General features: G+C 39.0%; 15 protein-coding genes and 1 pseudogene. 4 read left to right on the plus strand and 12 right to left on the minus strand.

Going from position 1 to position 22010, the window contains the following annotated elements; genetic code table 11:
* Nucleotides 1-61: 61 nt before the first annotated feature.
* From AXE83_RS06305 to AXE83_RS06330, 6 genes are all read right to left on the minus strand, one after another.
* Complete coding sequence (locus tag AXE83_RS06305; protein WP_060955823.1) at nt 62-6076, minus strand: SIALI-17 repeat-containing surface protein; 6015 nt, start codon at nt 6074-6076, stop codon at nt 62-64.
* Nucleotides 6077-6117: 41 nt separating this feature from the next.
* Entirely contained in the window at nt 6118-11925 is a 5808-nt protein-coding gene (locus AXE83_RS06310; RefSeq protein WP_060955824.1) for a ZmpA/ZmpB/ZmpC family metallo-endopeptidase, read from the minus strand.
* Between the two features lie 256 nt (nt 11926-12181).
* Complete coding sequence (rpmA, locus tag AXE83_RS06315; RefSeq protein ID WP_000916509.1) at nt 12182-12475, minus strand: 50S ribosomal protein L27; 294 nt, start codon at nt 12473-12475, stop codon at nt 12182-12184.
* A 16-nt stretch (nt 12476-12491) separates the two neighbouring features.
* The gene (locus tag AXE83_RS06320) at nt 12492-12836 is read right to left on the minus strand and encodes a ribosomal-processing cysteine protease Prp (protein ID WP_000613695.1); all 345 of its coding nucleotides are present in this window, start codon (nt 12834-12836) and stop codon (nt 12492-12494) included.
* A 15-nt stretch (nt 12837-12851) separates the two neighbouring features.
* Nucleotides 12852-13166, minus strand: a complete 315-nt coding sequence (gene rplU / locus AXE83_RS06325; RefSeq protein WP_000109137.1) for a 50S ribosomal protein L21 — start codon at nt 13164-13166, stop codon at nt 12852-12854.
* Between the two features lie 280 nt (nt 13167-13446).
* Complete coding sequence (locus AXE83_RS06330) at nt 13447-14133, minus strand: YoaK family protein (RefSeq protein ID WP_045763442.1); 687 nt, start codon at nt 14131-14133, stop codon at nt 13447-13449.
* Nucleotides 14134-14278: 145 nt separating this feature from the next.
* On the opposite strand from AXE83_RS06330, the gene AXE83_RS06335 reads away from it, so the two are divergent.
* Together AXE83_RS06335 and AXE83_RS06340 are read left to right on the plus strand one after the other, a co-directional pair.
* Nucleotides 14279-15256: a Gfo/Idh/MocA family protein gene (locus tag AXE83_RS06335; RefSeq protein ID WP_045763443.1), complete on the plus strand. Its 978-nt coding sequence runs from the start codon at nt 14279-14281 to the stop codon at nt 15254-15256.
* Nucleotides 15253-16335, plus strand: coding sequence for a DEAD/DEAH box helicase (locus AXE83_RS06340; protein WP_060955825.1), 1083 nt, complete (start codon nt 15253-15255; stop codon nt 16333-16335). Before AXE83_RS06335 ends, AXE83_RS06340 begins: the two co-directional genes overlap by 4 nt.
* 111 nt (nt 16336-16446) lie before the next feature.
* On the opposite strand, the gene AXE83_RS06345 is transcribed toward AXE83_RS06340, so the two are convergent.
* Nucleotides 16447-16824: a DUF1934 domain-containing protein gene (locus tag AXE83_RS06345; protein WP_148130305.1), complete on the minus strand. Its 378-nt coding sequence runs from the start codon at nt 16822-16824 to the stop codon at nt 16447-16449.
* A gap of 71 nt (nt 16825-16895) precedes the next feature.
* Between AXE83_RS06345 and AXE83_RS06350 the strand changes: the two genes are divergently transcribed.
* Together AXE83_RS06350 and yidA are read left to right on the plus strand one after the other, a co-directional pair.
* Nucleotides 16896-18200, plus strand: coding sequence for an HD domain-containing protein (locus AXE83_RS06350; protein WP_060955826.1), 1305 nt, complete (start codon nt 16896-16898; stop codon nt 18198-18200).
* 12 nt (nt 18201-18212) lie between these two features.
* On the plus strand, nt 18213-19019 hold the full coding sequence (yidA, locus tag AXE83_RS06355; protein ID WP_060955827.1) for a sugar-phosphatase: 807 nt from the start codon (nt 18213-18215) through the stop codon (nt 19017-19019).
* Nucleotides 19020-19057: 38 nt separating this feature from the next.
* On the opposite strand, the pseudogene AXE83_RS11015 reads toward yidA, so the two are convergent.
* The 5 genes and pseudogenes from AXE83_RS11015 to AXE83_RS06375 form a co-directional block, all read right to left on the minus strand.
* Nucleotides 19058-19156, minus strand: a pseudogene (locus tag AXE83_RS11015) (peptidylprolyl isomerase); the annotation flags it as partial.
* A gap of 92 nt (nt 19157-19248) precedes the next feature.
* On the minus strand, nt 19249-19977 hold the full coding sequence (locus tag AXE83_RS06360; protein WP_006149384.1) for an ABC transporter permease: 729 nt from the start codon (nt 19975-19977) through the stop codon (nt 19249-19251).
* Nucleotides 19974-20723 carry an ABC transporter permease gene (locus AXE83_RS06365; protein WP_029689695.1) on the minus strand — a complete coding sequence of 250 codons (750 nt, stop codon included), beginning with the start codon at nt 20721-20723 and terminating at the stop codon, nt 19974-19976. Before AXE83_RS06365 ends, AXE83_RS06360 begins: the two co-directional genes overlap by 4 nt.
* 5 nt (nt 20724-20728) lie before the next feature.
* Entirely contained in the window at nt 20729-21640 is a 912-nt protein-coding gene (locus AXE83_RS06370; RefSeq protein ID WP_060955828.1) for an ABC transporter ATP-binding protein, read from the minus strand.
* 153 nt (nt 21641-21793) lie between these two features.
* Nucleotides 21794-21934, minus strand: coding sequence for a type A2 lanthipeptide (locus AXE83_RS06375; protein WP_060955829.1), 141 nt, complete (start codon nt 21932-21934; stop codon nt 21794-21796).
* Nucleotides 21935-22010 lie beyond the last annotated feature (76 nt).

A 22010-nucleotide genomic window follows, 5' to 3' on the forward strand; every position in this document is an offset into this window, starting at 1 on the left:
ATATACTTGACAAATGGTAGAAAAGAGCCACTTTTCAGAGGGAGCAAAAAACTTGTCCCTTTTATATTTTAAACAATGGATTTAAGAAACCATCTGTGTTTTGTAATAATTTCTTATAAACTTTCCACTTGAGGCCTTCGGTATGCTTGAAACCACCTTCTTTCAAGTCTTTCTCAACAGCAGTGTTAAATAAGTTTTGAAGTTGAGCGTAAGTTGAAATCTTAGAACCGTCTACTTCAATCTCAACAAAGCCTTTCTGTGCTTTCGCATACACTTCATGATACCAATGTTTCTTCCACTCTTCGAGGTTTTGGAATTGATTATTAGAAACTTTCTTGATAATGAAATCATCACCTAAAAGCCCTTTATTTTCTCTGTTGGCATCACCTTTTAACTTGTTAGAAACATAAGGGATAAAGCCATTCTCATAACCATAGTAACCCCACATACGGAAAGTATTGTGTTTAAAGGAAATAGAACCTACGGTGCTTCGACTCGTATTCCCGCCAAAGATACCTGCCATCATATTGACCGTTTGATAAGCACTATCAAAACCTTCCGTACGGAAGCGACCGTTATTTGGCATACCATGAAGAGTTACAAAGTTATTATCTACCAACTTGTCAATGCTATCAATTGGTAATTTCTTCTCTTCTTCCGTCAAATCACGTAATTTGTCCCACTGGTGTGGTTCTCCAATTAAACGATTTCTATCCGCATTTGTACGCCACTCTTTATCCATCTTCTTGAACCACTTAGAGTTATCAGATAACTTCTGCTTAATAACGGCAGTAGCTTCTAAGTAATCTAACATCATCATAGACTCATTGTAGTTTTTCATATAACTATCAATCTTGTCTCGACTGTCTAACTTAGCTGGATCATAATTGTAGTACTGCTCACCATCATTTTTACGCTCATAAGCCATGTTGATACCCAGAGCTTTATACTCACTATTCGGAGTAGATTTATCAGGGGTTTGTAACATACCTTGAGCAAAGGCTTCTAAGTCAGTACCTTCACGATGCCAATCTCCACCATAGTAAGCCATACGGTCGTTTATGTGAGTTGTTTCATGTGTAAAGGCTGAAATACCAAACTGACTAATCATGTCAGTTACCATGAAGTAAACCTGATCATCTTTCCATGGACGTTCATAAATTTTTGCCATCGCTCCCATCGCTCCGTTAACTTGATGCCAACGATCAGTTGGGCCAAATAGCTCACGAATAGGAGTTGCAACCTTGCCATCTGAACCATAACCACGGCGACTAGCATTCTTAATACCGCTATAATTTTGATTATCCCAAACAGGCGTTGGTACGGAGTTTTGACTCTTCAAGAGCTGATTACGAACTTTTGGTAAAGCTAAACGAGACCAAAAGTCTAAATATCTTTGTTGAGCTTTCGCTACTTTGTTTATCTCCTCTTTGAAAGCATTTCGTTCTTCTTCCGTATTCTTCCCATATTTTTCAAAAGAACTGAATGCCAACGTGTTGTAAGTAGAAATGACAAAAATATGTGCTTTCTTCAAGTTGAGTAACGGTAAAATCATGCGACTATGCACGTCATTGTTCAAACCGTCATAGATACGATGGCGCTTGTCTTTGAAATCCTCTGTAGTCGTCTCAGGCTCAGAAACATAAACGTTCTTTGCAGCATGAATAAACCAGTCATTTAAGTCGGTGTACTTAGTGAATAAACGCATGTTATAGCCTAACAAGCCATTTAATTCACCTTTTCCAATAGTACCACCAATAACTTCACGATAAGCTTCTAAACTTCTATCTCCTTTTAAATTCTTTTCTGCTGAACCTATACGAATCAAGAAATCTAAAATACTTGGTGTTTTACCATAAAAGTCTGGTTTAAACATCATCAAATGCTTAAAGTTCAAGCCATCATAGTCGATACCATAATAACGATTTAGATAAGTCAAGGCTAATATAATCTTAGCTTTATTATCTTCAACTTTCTTGAGAAGCGCCTTCTCAGCCACTTCATCACTGTTCAGTTGATGGTCTTCATTTTCTAACAAGGACTTCACTAACTTATCTAACGTCTCTCTAACCTCAGCGAAGCTTTCTTCTAGGTATAGAGATGAAGGGTTATTTGTAATAGCTTTAACCTCAGCAGAGTCTAAAGCAACAGAACTCAACTTCTCTTTAACTTTCGTAATCAAGGAATCTCTGTTCTTATAAACCATATTAGGAGTGTAAACTACACCTAAACCATCTACATTATATTCTTTGACTTGTTTTACCTTAGAGTCCGAAACCGCAGATACCCCAAATTCTTCTTTGGTTCCATCGGCATAGTGAATCATGATTTTATCCACACTTGATAAATCAGTGACAAATTGCCCTGCTTTCATACCTGTTACAGACAGAACAGTTTTCTTAACAAGATTGGAATCATCTGTTAACTTATTCCCTTGGTTTATAATCCACTCTTTGTTATAAAATGGTTGCAGTTTTTCCAAGTTTCGATAAGCTAGGTTTCTTGTTTCTTGGTAGTCCTGAATCGCTTTATATTCAGAATCTCTATCAACAATACGATTTAACTTGTTTACAACTGGATCTTGAATAGCGAAGGTATTCGCAGTAATCCCCATATTAGCGATTTTGGCGTCTGCTTCGGCTTGAGAGATACCAGTAATACGATTTGAATGCTTGTAGGAAGATAAACCACTTGCAACACCATTTACATAATTTACACGTTTGATATTATCTAATCCAAAATATTGGTCATTATCATTCAAGGCTGATGAACCATAGACAATTTCACCATTATTTACTTTAAGCATTGTTACGACGTCTTCAATAACCCCCCAGTTAAAGTTGTTATGAATTACAGCTCCACTTTCGCCATGCTGAATCAAATTCATAGTACCTTTTATTACAGCATTTCGGAGAAATCCTTTTTTACCTACTGTCATCGAGTCAATACCATGATCTAGTTTACCAATTAAACCACCATATTTAGATTTATTGGCACTAATCTTAGCATCAACGTAAGCTTTATCAACGTTACTTATCCAACTTTCGCTGACAAGTCCACCAGACCACCAGCCTTTATCTCCAAGACTGTTAATCTTGCCAATAAAAGCTACATTGCGCATATTAGCTTCATCTAACTTATTAACAGCACCGGTTACATCGTTATTTCCTGTTACTGAACCTACTACTTTGATATTCTCAAGTGTAGACTTCTTAAACATATTACCAATAGGTGCAACTTTATCAGCCCAAGGCATATTGATATTTACATTACCTAAGTTAAAGTTTTTGAGTGTAGCACCTTCAGCCTCATTAAACAAAGGTCTTTCTAAGTTATGAATCGTGTACTGATGATTCTCTACACTTGATAAAGTACCTCTAAACTTAGCCATAACATAAGCTTTACCTGCTGGCTTAACGTTAACTGCATTCAAATCTGCACCAAGTTTAAACTCACCGGTAGGATTTGCTTGCATGTCTTTTGCTAAATCATGGAAGTTGTAATAAACCTTATCCTCGGTAGCCCTCGGTTTTTCAAGATAATAAGTGTAAGTATCTCTTAACTTACCGTCTTTATCACGTTGAACTAAGTCAGGTGCTTTTGCCGTTATCTTGTAAAGCTGCTTACCTTCCTCAATGACCTCTTCAATCTTATCAATTGCTAAACGAGTCACTTTGTTTTCTCTGGAGGTTACTTTTAAGTAATAGTTGTTAAAATCACTTGGAAGAGAAGTTAAATAACTACTATCGCTTTCGATACCGCTCTTATCTACTTGTATTAGACTTGTGTTTGCAATATCTTTCAACTCAACTTTCTTTAAATCTAAGCGTAAAGGTTTATCTTCCAAAGTCGATACTTCTGCACCCTTACCTACATCATAAGTCATAGTGGTTGAAATCGTATAATCTTTGTAATAGTCTAAGTTCTCTAATACTTGAGATAAGTTATCGGTTTTTAAATCAAGCGTTTTTACAATTTTTCCACCTTCTTTGATAGTCGCTACAATGCGTGTAATTGTAGCATTGTCTTGATTTTCTAGATTGTAGTTAATTGTAGCAGACTTAGCTAAAACATCCTTAGATACAGTGGTCAGAGTCAAAACAGGAGCCGTTTTTTCTTTGAGCTTTTCTTTGGTACCTTTTACAAGAATTTCAGGCTTCATTTCTTTCAAAATAGTTACTGTTTCAACTGGGTCACTGATTTTTTTGCCATGTAACTCTTCATAGCTAGTAACAATTTGACGTTCGCCATCCTCACCAACTTGTTTAATAGAATCATCACCTATAAATTTGCTAGAATCAGATTCTTCTGTGATAGTTTTAGGAATAGTCTCTGTACGAATATCAGTATGTAAAGCAGGAAGCTCTTCTCTCTCTGGAGCAACGTCAGGAACTGTAGCTAGTGGATCGGTATACTCTGAGATTTCAATAACCGGCGGATCAATTAAGTTTCCTGTTTCATCTACTCCTGTTGTACCTACAGATTCCGTGTATTCTGACTTCTCGGACTTGGGTGCTTCGTCTGGAACTGTGCCTACCGGTTCAGTGTATGCTGGTTTTTCATGAACTTCTGGCTCACCTTTTTCAGTCACAACAGCTTCGGGTAATGCCGGTTGAACTTCCGGTTCGCCTTTGTCAGTCACAACAGCTTCGGGTAATGCCGGTTGAACTTCTGGTTTTCCTTTATCAGTCACAACAGCTTCGGGTAATGCTGGTTGAACTTCCGGTTCGCCTTTGTCAGTTACAACAGCTTCTGGTAAGGCTGGTTGAACTTCCGGTTCGCCTTTGTCAGTTACAACAGCTTCTGGTAATGCTGGTTGAACTTCCGGTTCGCCTTTGTCAGTCACAACAGCTTCGGGTAATGCCGGTTGAACTTCCGGTTCCACTTTATCAGTTACAACAGCTTCGGGTAACGCTGGTTGAACTTCCGGTTCACCTTTATCAGTTACAACAGCTTCGGGTAACGCTGGTTGAACTTCCGGTTCACCTTTATCAGTTACAACAGCTTCGGGTAATGCCGGTTGAACTTCCGGTTCGCCTTTGTCAATCACAACAGCTTCGGGTAACGCTGGTTGAACTTCCGGTTCGCCTTTGTCAGTCACAACAGCTTCGGGTAATGCCGGTTGAACTTCCGGCTCGCCTTTGTCAGTCACAATAGCTTCCGGCAACGCTGGTTGAACTTCAGGTTCTACAAGGTTTGTACCTATTGGTTGCGTATAGTCAGGCTTCTCATACTTAGGAGCATCGTCTGGGACTGTGCCTACTGGTGCAGTGTACTCTGGTTTCTCTGATTTAGGTGCTTCGTCAGGCACTGTACCCACTGGTTTAGTGTATTCTGGTTTCTCAGCTTTAGGTGCTTCGTCAGGCACTGTGCCAACTGGTTTAGTATATTCTGGTTTGTCTGCTTTAGGTGCTTCGTCAGGAACCATCCCCACAGGTTGAGTGTATCCTGGTTTTTCATGAACTTCGGGCTCAACCAGATTACCACCAACTGGTGCTGTATGTTCTGGTTTTTCTGCTTTAGGCGCTTCATTAGGGATACTTTGAATTTCAGATACTGGAACATTTTTTGTCCCCTCAGCTTTATGTTGAATTTCTGAGATTGCATCATCATCAAGAGGTAAGTATCCAATATAACGATATCCAGCAATTTGAACTACTCCTTCATTACTTGGAGCTTTCAAAGGATTGCTTATATCGAGAGCTTGCATACTAGAAAGACTAATCAGTCCGATAGTAGTAACTAAGAACAAACTACTAACTTTTTTCTTTTTATGAACCAAAAGGACTAAACTACCAACAGCTAATAGCCCTAAAGCTGTAAGCACAGAAGTCGATGAACCTGTTGCAGGAAGAGCTTCCTGCTGATAAATAAGAGCATAAGTTACCTCATTATCAGTAGGAATTCCTGCTTGAATCTTTCTTTGTTCTTCCTTTGTAAGAGCGCTTTTTTCAATGTAATGATAGGTAGAAGCATGAATGACTGACGGTGCAACTAAGATACTTCCGAGTAAAACTGAACCAACAATCCCACAGATTTTTCGGATTGAAAACCGTTCTTTTTTAAATAATGACAAGCGTAATCACCTTCTTTAATTTTATTTCCTAATAGTAAACACTATTTTTTATTTTCAAAAATTGAACTTCTAAAATCATCAGTTTGATTTAGATAGGCCTTAAACACTGCTCTCTTTAACTTATGAACTGCACTATCATATTCTGGATTATAGTTGTCCCAAGAATAACGATTCTCATCTGCATCCTTACGGACAGCTTCGTCCATTAATCGCTGCAGTTCTTCTACACTATGAATCGTCTTTCTTGCAAAACTTGCCCAAGATTTAGTTGGATCGTTGAAGGTCACCTTTTTCAAGTTTCCAAACTGACCCACCCGTTCTTGGTACATAGCTGTCTTAAATTCTGCCCAAGTTTTATACTTACCTTCAAATACCTTTTCCAAAACAAGATCATCTGTCACCAATCCTCGTTCTTTACCATAAAGATTGATAGTTTTCCCTTGTTGTTTAGCAACTTCCTCGTATTGGTTTGAGATATAAGGTACCATTCCATCCTTAAAACCTTTGGCAGCCAAAAGTTCATAAGCTATCCTACGTCCCATCAAATCACCCGGAGTTCCCTTACTGCTCAGAGCCGAATAGATTGGGGCGAAGAGTTTAATCGTATAGTAACCGTTTCTTTCATATTCCCCAGACTTATATTCACGAGCTGACAAGATATTATTTTTAATTAAACTATCAAAGGTAGTCAATTTTTTGGCATCTTCTTCTGTCAGATTTTGTACAACGTTAGTAGCGTAAACCTCATTTCCATCTGCAGGATCTTTCACGTATTTATTCTCGATTTTTCTCAGAGCCGTCATTTTCTGATAAGCATCTAACTGTTTCACAATAGATTGCCCTTCGAGATATTCCAACATGTAAACGACATCAAACATATTGTGGACGTAGTTCTGAAGATCTGCTGCGTCATTAAATCTTGTAGTTGGATCAAGTACTTGCAATCGCTGGCCTTCTGTACTATCTGATGTTTTATGTTTCAAGATAGAGTTGATGGTAATGGTTGCATCACTTGGTTGATCAGGAGCTTGCAATAAGCCTTTTGCGAAGAACTCCGGTCCTAAGCCACTTCTTCGACCATAGCCACCAAGGTAAATATCCTGATCTGAATCATGTGTCATCTCATGGGTATAGGTGATAGCTCCATCCTTATCTAACATACGATAGGACATATAGTAAACGCCATCTCCAGTTGCATAAGCACCATGGTGATTGTGAACTACTTTATTCCCCACTGGACCAAAGAAATTCTTCATCGCCGGATTGGTACTATCAAACTGAGCCTCAACTGTAGCTTTTCCAGATGTTGTATCATCTCCAAACTTATAGGCATCATAAAGTAAAATTGTACGATAGAGCTTTTCACGTCCTTCTTTATCTAAAATACGATACCAATAATCATAGTGATCTCGCTGACGTTTGGCTGTTTCACGCGCATTATCTTCAACAAACTTATTGAGTTCATCTCCAGCCTTATAATCGCTGTTGCGGTAGCGATCGTAAGCGCCAAATCCTAGGCTAGACAAGGTTGAGATGACAAATACAGATCTTTCTGGCAAGGTAAGGAGAGGCAAGACCATATTGCGATATTTCCAAGTACTACTAGTAATTCTGTCATAAACACCGATAGAATACTTAGTCCCTGCTTGCTCTTGCTTGGCTTTGACCTCTGCAATAGTGGATTTTTCTTCGACAATGAAAGCTTTGGTCTGTTTTTTAAACCAGTCATTATTGCTAGTGTTTGGTAAAAAGACTTTTCGGTAATTTTCTAGCGTGCTAAACAAATCTGTCGTTCCATGATGGCTGGCAAGACTGATAGCATAAGTATCGACATTGTTTTTAGCAAGAAGATTGTTAAAGCCAGATTTACCTAACTCAATCAGAGTATCTAATGGTGAAGTATTTCCTTTACCAAAGAAGTCTGGACGATACATCACCAGGTCTTTGACATTCACTTGACCATAGCTAAAGTTATACCAACGTTCTAAATAAGTTAAACCGAGTAGCAAGGCTTCCTTATTGTTCTTGATTTTATCTACAAGATAGCCTCTGGTAACTGGGTTGTCACCAGCAAGTCCAGCATCTGCTGACAAGAGTTTTTTCAAACTGTTTGCCAAATTTTGTTTTGTTTTGACGAACTGGTCTTCCAGATAGAGCTCAGTTTGCTTGACATCTGGAGAAATTCCGAGTGTCTTTCTGATGGCATCCGACTTATAGTCAACCTTTTGTAAGTCAGGTAAGACTTGCTTAATGATAGAGTCTTGGTCATACAAGAATTGATTTGGAGTGTAGAGGAGTCCTGTATCCCCTAAACTATATTCTGCTAGCTTGGCAAAATCAGTCTGGTACTTGAGATCGAGCTTCTCAGATGAATGGTCCTGATAGTGAAGCAAGAGTTTATTTGCAGTCTGTTTGTTAGAAACAATATCTGTGATTACTTGGTCATCCTTCATCATAACTGCGGACAAGAGTTCTTTTTGATATAAGAGACTGTTCTCCTTAACCAGGTTTCCGTATTTCACGATGGTCGCCTTGTTATAGAAAGGTAACAATTTTTCAATGTTCTTATAAACCAAAGCACGGTTAGCTTGATAATGGGCTACCTTAGAAAAATCACTTTCTTTACTACCACTTGTTGAAAGGGGCTCCATTGTTGGAGGAGTGAGAGGATTGATTTCTGCTTTTTTATTAGTCACTTCAGAAGCATCTAACATTGTTCCTCTTTCTTCAAAGGATTCTTTGCTGACGACTTCATCCCTAACCAAGGTGACATTGTATACTCTGTTCGCCTTGCTGCTGAATGTGTCCTTCACCTTCATGTCATTATAGTGGTAACCGGTAATGGCATTTCCGTTGGTTACATTGACATCACTGAGAACATTGGTCAAGCTTCCAGCATGCCGTTCCTCACCAGAAGTTCGATCCCACAAATATCCAGCCACACCCGCAACTCTACCAAAGTGCTTGACATTGTTGATATCACCTTCAGCATAGCTATCCTGTATATGCGCATCTTGATCTACTAGACCTGCAAGCCCACCAACAGTCTGATCTGAACTATTGGTGTTGGATGAAATGGCTACTGTCGCTTTTGATTTAGCAATAGACGCATTTTTTCCTGTTAAATGACCGGCCAGACCGCCAATATTGTAGGCATCAGTTGTTTCATAGGTATTGACAATTCTTCCCTTGAAACTACTCTCTGTGATGCTTGATTGGTCTGCCTTAGCCAACAAACCACCGATACCACGTTCTCCAGCCAGAACACCATCGACATGAACTTGCTTAATTTTTGTGTTATTCTGAGCTTCATTTGCCAGTGAACCGATATCATCTTTCCCTGAAATAGTAACATTTTTTAGACTCAGTTTTTCTACTGTAGCACCACTCAAGTTTTCAAACAGAGGTTTTTTCAAGTTATAAATACCATACTTCTTACCATCTTTTTCTCCAATCAACTGACCAGTAAAGGTTCCCTTGATATAGGATTTATCATCAGGACTAAGCTCCACTTCGTTAGCATTCAGGCTAGCTGCTAAATGATAGGTTCCAGAGAGATTTTGGTTTATAGCTTTGACCAGATTACTAAAGGAAGTAAAGTTTGTCTTTTCCTCTGTAGCCTTCTTGGAAAGATAGAAGCTGAAATTGTCGACATATTTATTGTTCTGCTCTTGCTGGAGTTTCTCAGCCTTAGCTGTAATTTTATAAACTGACTGACCATTTCTTTCCTCTTGAGTTATTGAGGAGACTGGTAGATAGATATCTTTAAATGCCGAAGATTTTACCTTGACAAAGTAATTATCCGTATTCTTTGGAATTCCATCCAATGAGATATGTTGTTTATAAGTCCCATTCGTCTGGCTGTACAACTCAATATCCGAAACATTTCTTAATTCGAGTGTTTTTTCTGGATCCTGCTCTTTCGTTTTTTCAGTCGGAATATCTGGCTTTACTTGATCAATATCACCAGTGTATTCTGGAAGTGGGGCTACCTGTTCAGGCTCCCCTTTGCCACTTACAACAGCTTCTGGCAACGCTGATTGGACTGCAGGTTCGCCTTTATCAGTAACAACAGCTTCTGGTAATTCAGGCTGAACTTCAGGTTCACCTTTATCAGTAACAACTGCTTCTGGCAATTCAGGTTGAACTTCCGGTTCTCCTTTATCGCTTACAACTGCTTCTGGTAACTCTGGCTGGATCGCTGGATCGCCTTTGTCACTTACAACTGCTTCGGGTAATTCAGGTTGAACTTCTGGTTCGCCTTTGTCACTTACTAAAGCTTCTGGTAACTCTGGCTGAATTGCAGGCTCACCCTTATCAGTCACGACTGCTTCTGGTAACGCAGGTTGAACTTCCGGCTCACCTTTGTCAGTCACAACTGCTTCTGGTAAGGCGGGTTGGACTGCTGGTTCTCCTTTATCGCTTACAACTGCTTCTGGCAATTCAGGTTGAACTTCCGGTTTGTCTTTATCGGTTACAACTGCTTCTGGCAATTCAGGTTGAACTTCCGGTTCTCCTTTATCAGTAACAACTGCTTCTGGCAAGGCGGGTTGAACTTCCGGCTCACCTTTGTCAGTTACAACCGCTTCGGGTAACGCAGGTTGAACTTCAGGTACGCCTTTATCACTTACAACAGCCTCTGGCAAGGCGGGTTGGACTGCAGGCTCACCCTTGTCACTTACTACTGCTTCTGGTAACGTTGGTTGAACTTCAGATTCGCCTTTGTCACTTACAACTGCTTCGGGTAATTCTGGCTGGACCGCTGGTTCGCCCTGGTCAGTTACTACTGCTTCTGGTAACGTTGGTTGAACTTCAGATTCGCCTTTGTCACTTACAACTGCTTCTGGTAACGCAGGTTGAACTTCCGGTACGCCTTTATCACTTACCACAGCTTCTGGCAAGGCGGGTTGGACTGCAGCCTCCCCTTTATCAGATACAACTGCTTCTGGTAACTCTGGCTGGATCGCTGGCTCCCCCTTGTCGGTTACCAGAGTTCCAGCTTGTACATCCTTATGTTTGGCTAATTGTTCTTGAGAATCTGAAGATTGTTTCTCTTTTTTTGTTGGATTGGTTAATTCTGTAGAAAGAGGTTTTTCAACTACTTGAACTTCTGTCGGCTTAGTTGAAGAAACAGGTGTTTGTTCCTGAATAGCTTGTACTGTTGATGGATTCTCTACAAAATTCGGTGTAACATTATAATCCACCTTTTGTTGTTTTGTAGGAGTGGCTGCTGATTTTTCTTGATTATTTACTATAGACTCAGAAGTTATGTTTTCCTCTTTGATATATCCGATATATGTGTAACCAGAAATGTCTTTAGGAAGAGGTAATTTTTCTCCTGAGGTTAATTCATAGTCAGTATTGTAATTTAGCAAAAGATTATTTTCTAAAGCATGAGCTGAAACTAAGACACCATTTCCTATCCCTGCAACCAATACTAAATGTAATACTGTTTTATTCTTAACTTTTTTCTTAGAAACGGCAAAAATTAAAATCCCCAGAGCCGCTAAGCTAGCACCAGCAACTAGGGTTTGCATATCATTCTTACTTCCAGTATTTGGTAAGTCTCCCAGTTGATTTTGGGAATTTAATTTATAAACAAGATAATAAGTCTCATCATCATTCTCCATGTATGTCGGAATGTCATAGACAAGATGCTTCTTTTCTTCTGATGATAGCTCTGACTCTGTCACATATTTATAGTGAACACCTTTAGTCTCTTGAGCCTCTACAGATGAGCTAGCTAATACAGACATAAAAAATAAACTTGAAATCGTTGCAGATACAAGTCCTACTGATAATTTTCTAAATGAAAAACGCTGCTGTTTTTCACCAAAATACTTTTCCATTATTCCTCCTTGAAATAAAATTTTAAAAATATGCAAGCTAAACTTTATTATATTAGCTTGTTATCTTATAAAAAGGTAACACACTTTGATTATACTCTTAATTTACCAAAAAGTCTTAAAATTGAGATGCGCTTTCATACTTTGTTTTATATATAAAATACGAATGAACAGGGTTTTAATTTCTTATATTCTTTTTGGATAAAAAAATAGGCTCTCCGAAAACTCGGAAAGCCTTATTTAATGCTACTTAGAGCGATTATTTTGCGATTGGGTAAACAGAAACTTGTTTTTTATCGCGACCTTTACGTTCAAAGCGTACTACGCCTTCAACTTTAGCGAACAAAGTATCGTCTCCACCACGTCCAACGTTTACACCTGGATAGATGTGTGTACCACGTTGACGGTAAAGGATTGATCCACCTGTTACAGTTTGTCCGTCAGCTGCTTTAGCTCCAAGACGTTTTGCTTGTGAATCGCGTCCGTTTGATGTAGAACCTCCACCTTTTTTGTGGGCGAAAAGTTGCAAGTTGTTAAGAGTCATTTTTAACATAATGTTTTCCTCCGTGTTAGTTTTCTGTGATAACTCTGGTTTGGACGAACTCAGAAGAGTCCTCCGATAAGGTTGCCATACCTAAGAAAAATGATTCAAAAAATAACTGCGTCATTTCTCTCTGGTGTGAAGGAAGGTCTCTAGGAATTTCAACCATCAGATAGCCACCTTCATCTTCGTTTAATTCTAAGATTGGTTCATAGCCTGCAAATTTCTCAATCGAATTGATAAAGTTAATGGCAAGCGTAGAAACCGATGCACACACGACATCAAAGCCGTATTCGCCACTCTCGGCGTGTCCAGTAATTTCCGCACTCCTCAGCTCGCCATCTTCGGCTCTCTCAAAGACTGCTTGTATCATGTGTTCTCCTTAAAATTAAGCGTTGATTGCGTTGATGACAACTTTTGTATATGGTTGACGGTGACCTTGTTTACGGTGGCTACCTTTTTTAGGTTTGTACTTGTAAGTAACAACTTTCTTTTGTTTTCCTTGTTTTTCAACAGTTCCAACTACAGTAGCTCCAGCAACAAGTGGAGTTCCGACAACAGTGTTTTCACCACCAACAAGAACAACTTCGTTAAAAGTAACTTCTTGACCAGCTTCAACGTTCAATTTTTCAACGTAGATTGCTTGACCAACTTCAACTTTAACTTGTTTTCCGCCAGTTTTGATAATTGCGTATGTGCTCATTATGCACCTCCTATGATTTTTTGGGGTTTCCCCATATTTTTTGTGAAGACTCGCCTAGCATCGTGGGACGAACCACTTAAAAGAAGAGCTCTAAGTATAACAAAGAATAAACTAGGAATTGAGCCGAAGACATAACTTATGTTAGGCAAGGCGATAATGACGAAGTTTAAATTTGTTATACGACGAGCAACGATGTTCGTGCGGTTGCACAGGATCGTGCATAGTCAACTCTTCAAGTATAGCATGATTCCTAGTTCTTGACAAGTATTTATCATCGAATTTAAACTTTTTCTCTTATTTTTTTCCTCCAAGATGCAAAAAGCATACTTAAATAAAAAATACTCATCATGATTGGAATCCCTAAAATTGTTTTTTCTTCATAAAAAATACTCAGATAAGCTGATACAACAACCCCAAGTACAAAACTCGACAGCAAGCTAACAAAGATGAGACCTTCTCTTAAAAAAGGTGTATGTTTTGTGCGAACATATTCACCAAATGCTAACATGGTTCGTTTGATATTTCCAGTCATAAAAGCATTGTTGTATGCAATTCCTGAAACTTCACCGAATGCTGTTGTAACCAGACCCATACAAAATGCTAACGGTGGTACTATGTATATATTATCAACCGTCAAGGGAACAAATCCTATAATCAAAGATAAAATTGCTAGTGGAACAAGGGATAAAATTGGTTTTCTTACAATCCTCAACTTTTCTTTATAGACTGTCAAGAGGAAGACACCCACCATGAAGGAAATCAAGGTCATTACCTTGGCGCTGGCATCTGAAACATTGTCCTGAATGAGACCAACGGAAAGGAAAACGACATTCCCCGTTTGGCCTGCAACTAGAGTATTCCCACGTATGATAAAGGTATAGGCATCTACATAACCCGCACAAAAAGTCAAAAAAAGCGCCAATCTTTTTGAATGACGAGAAATTTTTCTCATAGGTAATAATCTCATACTACACTCCTATTTTTTCTGAATCTATTGTACCATTTTTTGAGGAAAATTCGAAGTGTCAAATAAAAGAATTGTCTCCCTTTGGCTAGTTTAGTCTATCTGTGATATAATGAAAGCAGTCATTACTTGTAGAAAAGGAGATTTCATGCTTAAACTTGGTATTATCGGCACTGGTGCAATCAGTCACCACTTTATAGAAGCTGCTCATGCTAGTCAGGAATTCCAGTTAGTGGCTGTTTATTCAAGAAAGCTCACGACTGCTCAGCAATTTGCTAGTTCCTATTCAGATGTTAGTCTATTTGATAATTTAGAGGATTTCTTCCAATCTGAATTTGATGTTATCTATATCGCAAGTCCAAATTCTCTGCACTTTACTCAAGCCAAGGCCGCTTTATCTGCTGGCAAACATGTTATCCTTGAAAAACCAGCGGTGACTCAACCCCAAGAATGGCAGGATTTAGTTGAAATAGCTCAGGAGAATCACCGTTTCATCTTTGAAGCAGCAAGAAACTATCATGAGGAAGCCTTCACCGTTATTAAAAACTTTTTAGCAGATAAGCAAGTTTTAGGTGCAGATTTTAACTATGCCAAGTATTCTTCTAAGATGTCTGACCTTCTTTCTGGAAACACTCCGAATGTATTTTCAGACCGTTTTGCTGGTGGGGCTCTCATGGACTTGGGAATTTATCCGATCTATGCTGCGGTTCGCTTGTTTGGAAAGGCACTTAATGCGACCTATCAAACTCAGCAACTTGACAACACCATTGATTTAAATGGAGATGGTATCTTATCTTATCCCGGTTATCAAGTCCATATCAAGGCTGGTAAAAACATTACTTCTAATCTGCCTTGTGAAATATATACAACAGATGGAACCTTGACACTCAACACTATTGAACATGTTCGATCAGCTATTTTTACAGATCATCAAGGTAATGAAACATATCTACCTATTCAGCAGGCACCTCATACCATGACTGAGGAGGTCGCTGCTTTTGCTAACATGATCAAGCAGCCAAACCTAGAACTTTACCAAGCTTGGTTAGAGGATGCGTCACACGTCCATAACCTAATATACACTATGCGCCAGACTGCTGGCATTAGATTTGAGGCAGAAAAATGAAAACCAAACTACCTACAGAATGGCTAGAGCTAACCGAAAAACTCGGCTTTCAAGAATTCACACCCATTCAAACTCAGCTTTTTGATCCAATTTTAGACGGTCAAACCCTTCTTGGAGTTAGTCCAACTGGTACAGGTAAGACTTTAGCTTATCTCCTACCAAGTCTTCTTCGTCTCCAAAAGAAAAAAGCGCAGCAACTATTGATTTTAGCACCAAATACTGAACTGGCTGGTCAGATTTTTGAGGTAACTAAAACTTGGGGTGAAGCTATCGGCTTGACTGCTCAGCTCTTCCTGTCAGGTTCGAGTCAGAAACGTCAAATCGAACGACTGAAAAAAGGCCCAGAAATTCTGATTGGAACTCCTGGGCGTATCTTTGAACTGATCAAATTGAAAAAAATCAAGATGATGAATGTGGAGACTATTATACTTGATGAGTTTGACCAGTTGCTAGATGATTCTCAAATCCACTTTGTAGAAAAGATTACCCACTACGCACCTCGTGACCATCAACTTATTTACATGAGTGCCACTACCAAATTTGACCAAGATAAGATTGCACCTAACACTCGCACCATCGACCTCTCTGATCAAAAGTTGGACAACATTCAACACTTCTACATGCAAGTAGACCAACGTCATCGAGTAGATATGCTTAGAAAACTGGCACATGTCGAGGATTTCCGTGGCCTAGTCTTCTTTAATAGTTTATCAGACCTCGGAAGCGCTGAGGAAAAATTGCAGTATCGCGATGTTTTAGCTGTTTCACTAGCTAGCGATGTCAACGTTAAATTCAGAAAAGTTATTCTAGAAAAATTCAAAGACAAGCAACTAACACTGCTTCTTGCAACAGACCTTCTAGCTCGTGGTATCGACATTGATAGCTTGGAATGCGTGGTTAACTTTGACGTTCCTAGAGATATGGAAACCTACACTCACCGCGCTGGCCGTACTGGACGTATGGGCAAAGAGGGTTATGTAATCACGCTTGTAACACATCCCGAAGACATCAAAAAGCTGAAGAAATTTGCAAGTGTACGTGAAATTGTCTTGAAAAATCAAGAACTGTATATCAAATAGAGGCTGGGACAAAAATCCCAACCTCATTTTTTATTAGCAAAAAACTTTGACCTGCTAGTTGATTTGGAACTTCGAAATCGAAACTTTGACTTCCGATTTCTCCTCCACTTTTTACCCCCAGGTAATTTCTAAGCGATAGTTCGCAAATGGAGTTCCTTCTTTGTTTTGTAGTTGATAGGCTAGTTCAATCTTTTGCTGATCAACTTGATAATGGCTTGTTTGGATGATAAACTCCTGTATCCCCATTGGTGTAGGAACATAGGCTAAACTATCAGCTTCCTTCAGAAAACGCATGATGGTCTTAGGGTTGGAAAATCGAGACATCACCAACTCTGTATCATTAAACTTGAGTACCACTTTTTCCTTCTCTTCATTGTAAAAAAGGAGATAGGAAAAATCACCTTTCTCACGTAACTCAACGTCATAAAGTTGGTCGATCACTTCCAATTGTTCATCAAATTGGATGGTATTTCTCATTCGAATCTTCACTTCAAGTCCTCTTTCTACACTCTTATCCTACTATTTTACCAAAAACTGTAGCTTTTTGCTATAATGGTTTTATGAATGAAAAAGTATTTCGTGACCCTGTTCACAATTATATCCATGTTGATAATCAGATTATCTATGACTTAATCAATACCAAAGAATTTCAACGGCTTCGTCGAATCAAGCAGTTGGGTACATCCAGTTATACCTTTCATGGTGGAGAGCATAGTCGCTTTTCTCACTGTCTAGGTGTTTACGAGATTGCACGCCGTATCACAGAGATTTTTGAGGAAAAGTATCCTAAAGAATGGGATCCTTCCGAGTCCCTCTTAACCATGACTGCAGCCCTACTTCATGACCTAGGACATGGTGCCTACTCGCATACCTTTGAAAATCTCTTTGATACAGACCATGAAGCCATTACTCAAGAGATTATCCAAAGCCCTGAGACAGAGATTCACCAAGTCCTACTACAAGTCGCGCCAGACTTTCCAGAAAAAGTTGCCAGTGTCATCGACCACACCTATTCTAACAAGCAGGTCGTGCAACTCATTTCTAGTCAGATTGATGCAGACCGCATGGACTATCTCTTGCGTGACTCCTATTTTACTGGAGCATCCTATGGAGAATTTGACCTGACTCGAATCCTCCGAGTCATTCGCCCTGTCGAAAATGGTATCGCCTTTCAGCGCAATGGCATGCACGCCATCGAAGACTACGTCCTCAGTCGCTACCAGATGTACATGCAGGTTTATTTCCACCCAGCAACACGGGCCATGGAAGTTCTCCTAAAAAATCTTCTCAAACGCGCTAAGGAACTCTATCCTGAAGACAAGGACTTCTTTGCACGAACTTCTCCACATCTCCTGCCTTTCTTTGAAAAAAATGTGACCTTGTCTGATTATCTGGCTCTGGATGATGGTGTGATGAATACCTACTTCCAGATCTGGATGACCAGTCCTGACAAGATTCTCGCAGACTTGTCGCAACGCTTTGTCAATCGCAAGGTTTTTAAATCTATCACCTTTTCACAAGAAGATCAAGAACAGCTTGCATCTATGAGAAAACTTGTAGAAGATATCGGCTTTGATCCTGACTATTACACAGCTATTCATAAGAACTTTGACCTTCCTTATGATATCTATCGCCCTGAATCAGAAAACCCACGGACACAGATTGAGATTATCCAAAAAAATGGAGAACTAGCAGAACTCTCTAGCCTGTCTCCTATCGTCCAATCCCTTGCTGGCAGTCGCCACGGAGATAATCGTTTCTATTTTCCAAAAGAAATGTTAGACCAAAACAGCATCTTTGCAAGCATCACCCAGCAATTTTTACACTTAATTGAGAACGATCATTTTACACCAAATAAAAACTAAAAGAGGAACTATATGAGTATTAAACTAATCGCTGTCGATATCGACGGAACCCTTGTCAACAGCAAAAAGGAAATCACTCCTGAAGTATTTGCCGCTATTCAAGATGCCAAAAAAGCTGGTGTCAAAGTTATGATTGCAACTGGACGTCCTATCGCTGGCGTTGCCAAACTTCTAGATGACTTGAAATTAAGAGATGAAGGTGACTATGTAGTGACCTTCAACGGTGCCCTTGTCCAAGAAACAGCTACAGGGCATGAGATTATCAGCGAATCCTTGACTTTTGAGGATTATCTAGATATGGAATTCCTCAGCCGCAAACTTGGCGTCCATATGCACGCTATTACCAAGGACGGCATCTATACTGCCAATCGCAATATCGGAAAATATACCGTTCACGAATCAACCCTCGTCAGCATGCCGATTTTTTACCGTACACCTGAAGAAATGGCTGACAAGGAAATCGTCAAATGTATGTTTATCGATGAGCCTGAAATTCTGGATGCCGCTATTGAAAAGATTCCTGCAGAATTTTATGAGCGCTACTCCATCAACAAATCTGCTCCTTTCTACCTTGAGCTCCTTAAAAAGAATGTAGACAAAGGCTCAGCTATCACTCACCTAGCTGAGAAACTTGGACTAAGCAAGGATGAAACCATGGCTATCGGAGACGAAGAAAATGACCGTGCTATGCTCGAAGTCGTAGGTAACCCGGTTGTTATGGAAAACGGAAACCCAGAACTCAAAAAAATTGCCAAATACATCACTAAATCTAATGACGAATCAGGCGTTGCTCATGCCATTCGAACTTGGGTGTTGTAGAAGAAATGGATACATCAAAAACCGCTCAGCAGAGCGGTTTTTGATGTCTGATTACTGCCAAGATTGCAGAGAATAAAGCTAGTTGCAGCCACTGCTCCAACACTAATTAAGGATTTAGTTTTGACTTTATTTAACATCTTAGACCTTCTTTCTATAAAAACTAGGTCAAGCATACCAGATAAAGCTTGGAGCTTTTATCACAAGAAAAAGACTCCGAAGAGTCTTCGCATTACTTATGCAATTCTTTATTACTCAATGTATGAAAAATCCCCCACAGAAGAATATTTACAATGATAAACAGCAATATTTCCACTAAATTAAAGTCTATCAAATTCCGTGACCGCATTGCCACCATAGCTTGGGAGTAGGGATAGATTAAAGATAATTTATCAGATACAAAAATCATCATGAATCCTACGAAAGTACCAATAGAACCAATTCCCACAGATTTACTAAAAACACGAGTTTTAGCTGTCACAAAAAACTGTACTGCCATCATACTAATTGTTCCAAAAATCCCCAATAAATCCCACTTAAGGTAGGTGAACAAATTAGAAATTTCTAAATGAATTAGGTGAGCACTGACATAAAAAATACCAAACAAGAACAACTGTAAAACAGCAATAAACAAGATAATTACTATTTCTTTTGCCAACAATAATTTCCCAAGACTGACATTATTAGCTCTGAGAAATTCAATATTTTTCCTATCAAACTCTTTTCCTAACATCATGGCTACATAAATGCTGACCAAAATCGGAAAGAAAAGCTGGCTATAATAGAAGGTCAATTGTCCCCATAAAACAGGCACTTTTTCACTTTCTGCAACCATAGAATAAGCTGCACCTAAGTAAATACCAAGACCAATCAGGCTACAAAAAGCTAAGAAGAAAATACCAATCATCAACATGGAAAATTTTTGGGTTTTCCGCCATTCTACTGATAGATAAGACATCATAGCTTGCCTCCTTTCTTTTCAACTAGATAGAGAGATAAGAAGAGATAGATTAGGGCTATTGGCAAATATGTAAAGAGTTTAAATCCTAGGTTTGTCGCCAAAACATAACTCACTTGACTGGCGACTTTCTGGTAATCCACCAGAGACAGATATGCTATACCACCAAATGGGAAAATCAGCTGTAGAAAAGCTGTTGCATGACCAAATCCAACTCCAAGAAATCCTCCGAAAATCCCTAATGCCATTATCAATGCCTGCTTTTTCAGTAAAAACTGCAAAGTCAAAAACAGACAGGTTAAGACAAAAGATGCTAGCAAGAAAATGACGATTTGCCAGAGGATTAGGCTAACAGGCATTTCTAGACCAGAAAAGTTTGCAATCAACTGGACTACTACTCCCTCCAAAATAGCGAGAAAGGTCAAAACGAACATAGTCAGGCCAAGCTTACTCAGAAAGATATGCCGTACATTTTCACCATTTGCCAAAAGCAGTTTGAAAGTGTTGCCCTCCTTCTCGTTCTTGACAATCCGGGATACAAAGAGAGCAATCACGATAGGGAGAATCAAGCCATTTACTTCTTTTATCATATAGAAAATTAGGTTAATCTGGTGCATGTCTGGATTACTTAGGTAACGTGTAGCGGCTGCAATTGCCCAAGCAAATCCGACTCCCATAACTAGTATGATAATGAAGAAGGATTTGGTTCGTTTTGCCTTGAGCAATTCAATAGACAAATTATTCAACATAAGACTCACTCCTTGGTTAAGTTGAGGAAGATAGATTCCAAGGTTTCTTGTTCTTGCTTCACTTCATAAATTGGAACTTCCTCGACTATTAAATCTCGTAACAAACTAGAAATCTGCTGGTCGGCAAGGTTAGTCAGCTTGAGTTTATCCTCATGTATTTCTAACATCTTGCACGGATAACCAAATAACACTTGGCTAATGGCTTCACGTCGACCTCTAAAATCCCCACGCACTTCCAGCCATTTATTGGACTGAATTTTACGAATTTCTCCCTCGTAAACGAGTTGACCATGATTGATAATCCCTACACGGTCAGCGATATGCTCTACTTCAGAAAGGATATGGGTAGAGATGAAGACAGTAATGCCCTGTTCTTTTGCCAACTTGATAATCAGTTCCCGAATTTCATGAATCCCTGCAGGGTCTAGCCCGTTAGTTGGTTCATCCAGTATCAACAAACGCGGTTTCTTGACTAAGGCAAAGGCTAAAGCCAAGCGCTGTTTCATACCCAGAGAATAATCTTTAACCAATTTTTTCTTGTTTTTAGGTTGATCTAACCCCACAATTTTCAAGCTTTCCTGAATGTTTTTCTTATCAAATCCAAGGATTTTTTGAAAGACCAAGAGATTTTCATAGCCTGTCAAATTAGGATAATAAGATGGTTCTTCAATCATAGAGCCAATCTGATTAAGATACTGCTTGTCCGTACCTATAGATTGACCGAACACTTCAATCTCCCCATCTGTACGAGAAATCAAAGACAAAATCATCTTCATGGTGGTTGTTTTCCCAGCTCCATTTGGACCTAGAAAACCATAAATCTCACCTTGTTGAACTGATAAGGAACTAAGGTTAACTACCTGAGTGTCCTTAAATACCTTTTGTAAGTTTTTTATCTGTAAAACATTACTAACCATTATGAACTTCCTCCTTTAAACCAAATAATTTTTTATAATTTTGATTTCTATAAATCAAATTATCATGAGTATCTTTGATAACATCTCTACTACTCTTATCAACAAAAATGATAGAATCAACATAATTCACAATATCTAATTGGTGAGTCACTATTACCATTGTTTTGTCTGAATAAAATGGATTTGGATTACTCCACCACCAGCACCAAGAACGTTATCAAGTTCTTCAAGAGTTAATTCTTGAAGAGAATTCATTACTTCAATCTCAACGAGATTCATTTTTTGTTTAGCCATTTGGCAATACCTCACTGATTAAAATTTATTTGAGAAGTATCTCTATCTAGGTTATGTCTTTATTATAGACATGCTA

The sequence above is a fragment of the Streptococcus sp. oral taxon 431 genome, assembly GCF_001553685.1.
Lineage (GTDB): Bacteria > Bacillota > Bacilli > Lactobacillales > Streptococcaceae > Streptococcus.

Excerpts from the sequence above, each read along its gene's own strand:
- AXE83_RS06335 (WP_045763443.1), top strand. The coding sequence starts at position 14,279 with ATGCTTAAACTTGGTATTATCGGCACTGGTGCAATCAGTCACCACTTT.
- AXE83_RS06365 (WP_029689695.1), bottom strand. The coding sequence starts at position 20,723 with ATGTTGAATAATTTGTCTATTGAATTGCTCAAGGCAAAACGAACCAAA.
- AXE83_RS06360 (WP_006149384.1), bottom strand. The coding sequence starts at position 19,977 with ATGATGTCTTATCTATCAGTAGAATGGCGGAAAACCCAAAAATTTTCC.
- AXE83_RS06370 (WP_060955828.1), bottom strand. The coding sequence starts at position 21,640 with ATGGTTAGTAATGTTTTACAGATAAAAAACTTACAAAAGGTATTTAAG.
- AXE83_RS06340 (WP_060955825.1), top strand. The coding sequence starts at position 15,253 with ATGAAAACCAAACTACCTACAGAATGGCTAGAGCTAACCGAAAAACTC.
- AXE83_RS06310 (WP_060955824.1), bottom strand. The coding sequence starts at position 11,925 with ATGGAAAAGTATTTTGGTGAAAAACAGCAGCGTTTTTCATTTAGAAAA.
- AXE83_RS06375 (WP_060955829.1), bottom strand. The coding sequence starts at position 21,934 with ATGGCTAAACAAAAAATGAATCTCGTTGAGATTGAAGTAATGAATTCT.
- AXE83_RS06330 (WP_045763442.1), bottom strand. The coding sequence starts at position 14,133 with ATGAGATTATTACCTATGAGAAAAATTTCTCGTCATTCAAAAAGATTG.
- yidA (WP_060955827.1), top strand. The coding sequence starts at position 18,213 with ATGAGTATTAAACTAATCGCTGTCGATATCGACGGAACCCTTGTCAAC.
- rplU (WP_000109137.1), bottom strand. The coding sequence starts at position 13,166 with ATGAGCACATACGCAATTATCAAAACTGGCGGAAAACAAGTTAAAGTT.
- AXE83_RS06320 (WP_000613695.1), bottom strand. The coding sequence starts at position 12,836 with ATGATACAAGCAGTCTTTGAGAGAGCCGAAGATGGCGAGCTGAGGAGT.
- rpmA (WP_000916509.1), bottom strand. The coding sequence starts at position 12,475 with ATGTTAAAAATGACTCTTAACAACTTGCAACTTTTCGCCCACAAAAAA.
- AXE83_RS06350 (WP_060955826.1), top strand. The coding sequence starts at position 16,896 with ATGAATGAAAAAGTATTTCGTGACCCTGTTCACAATTATATCCATGTT.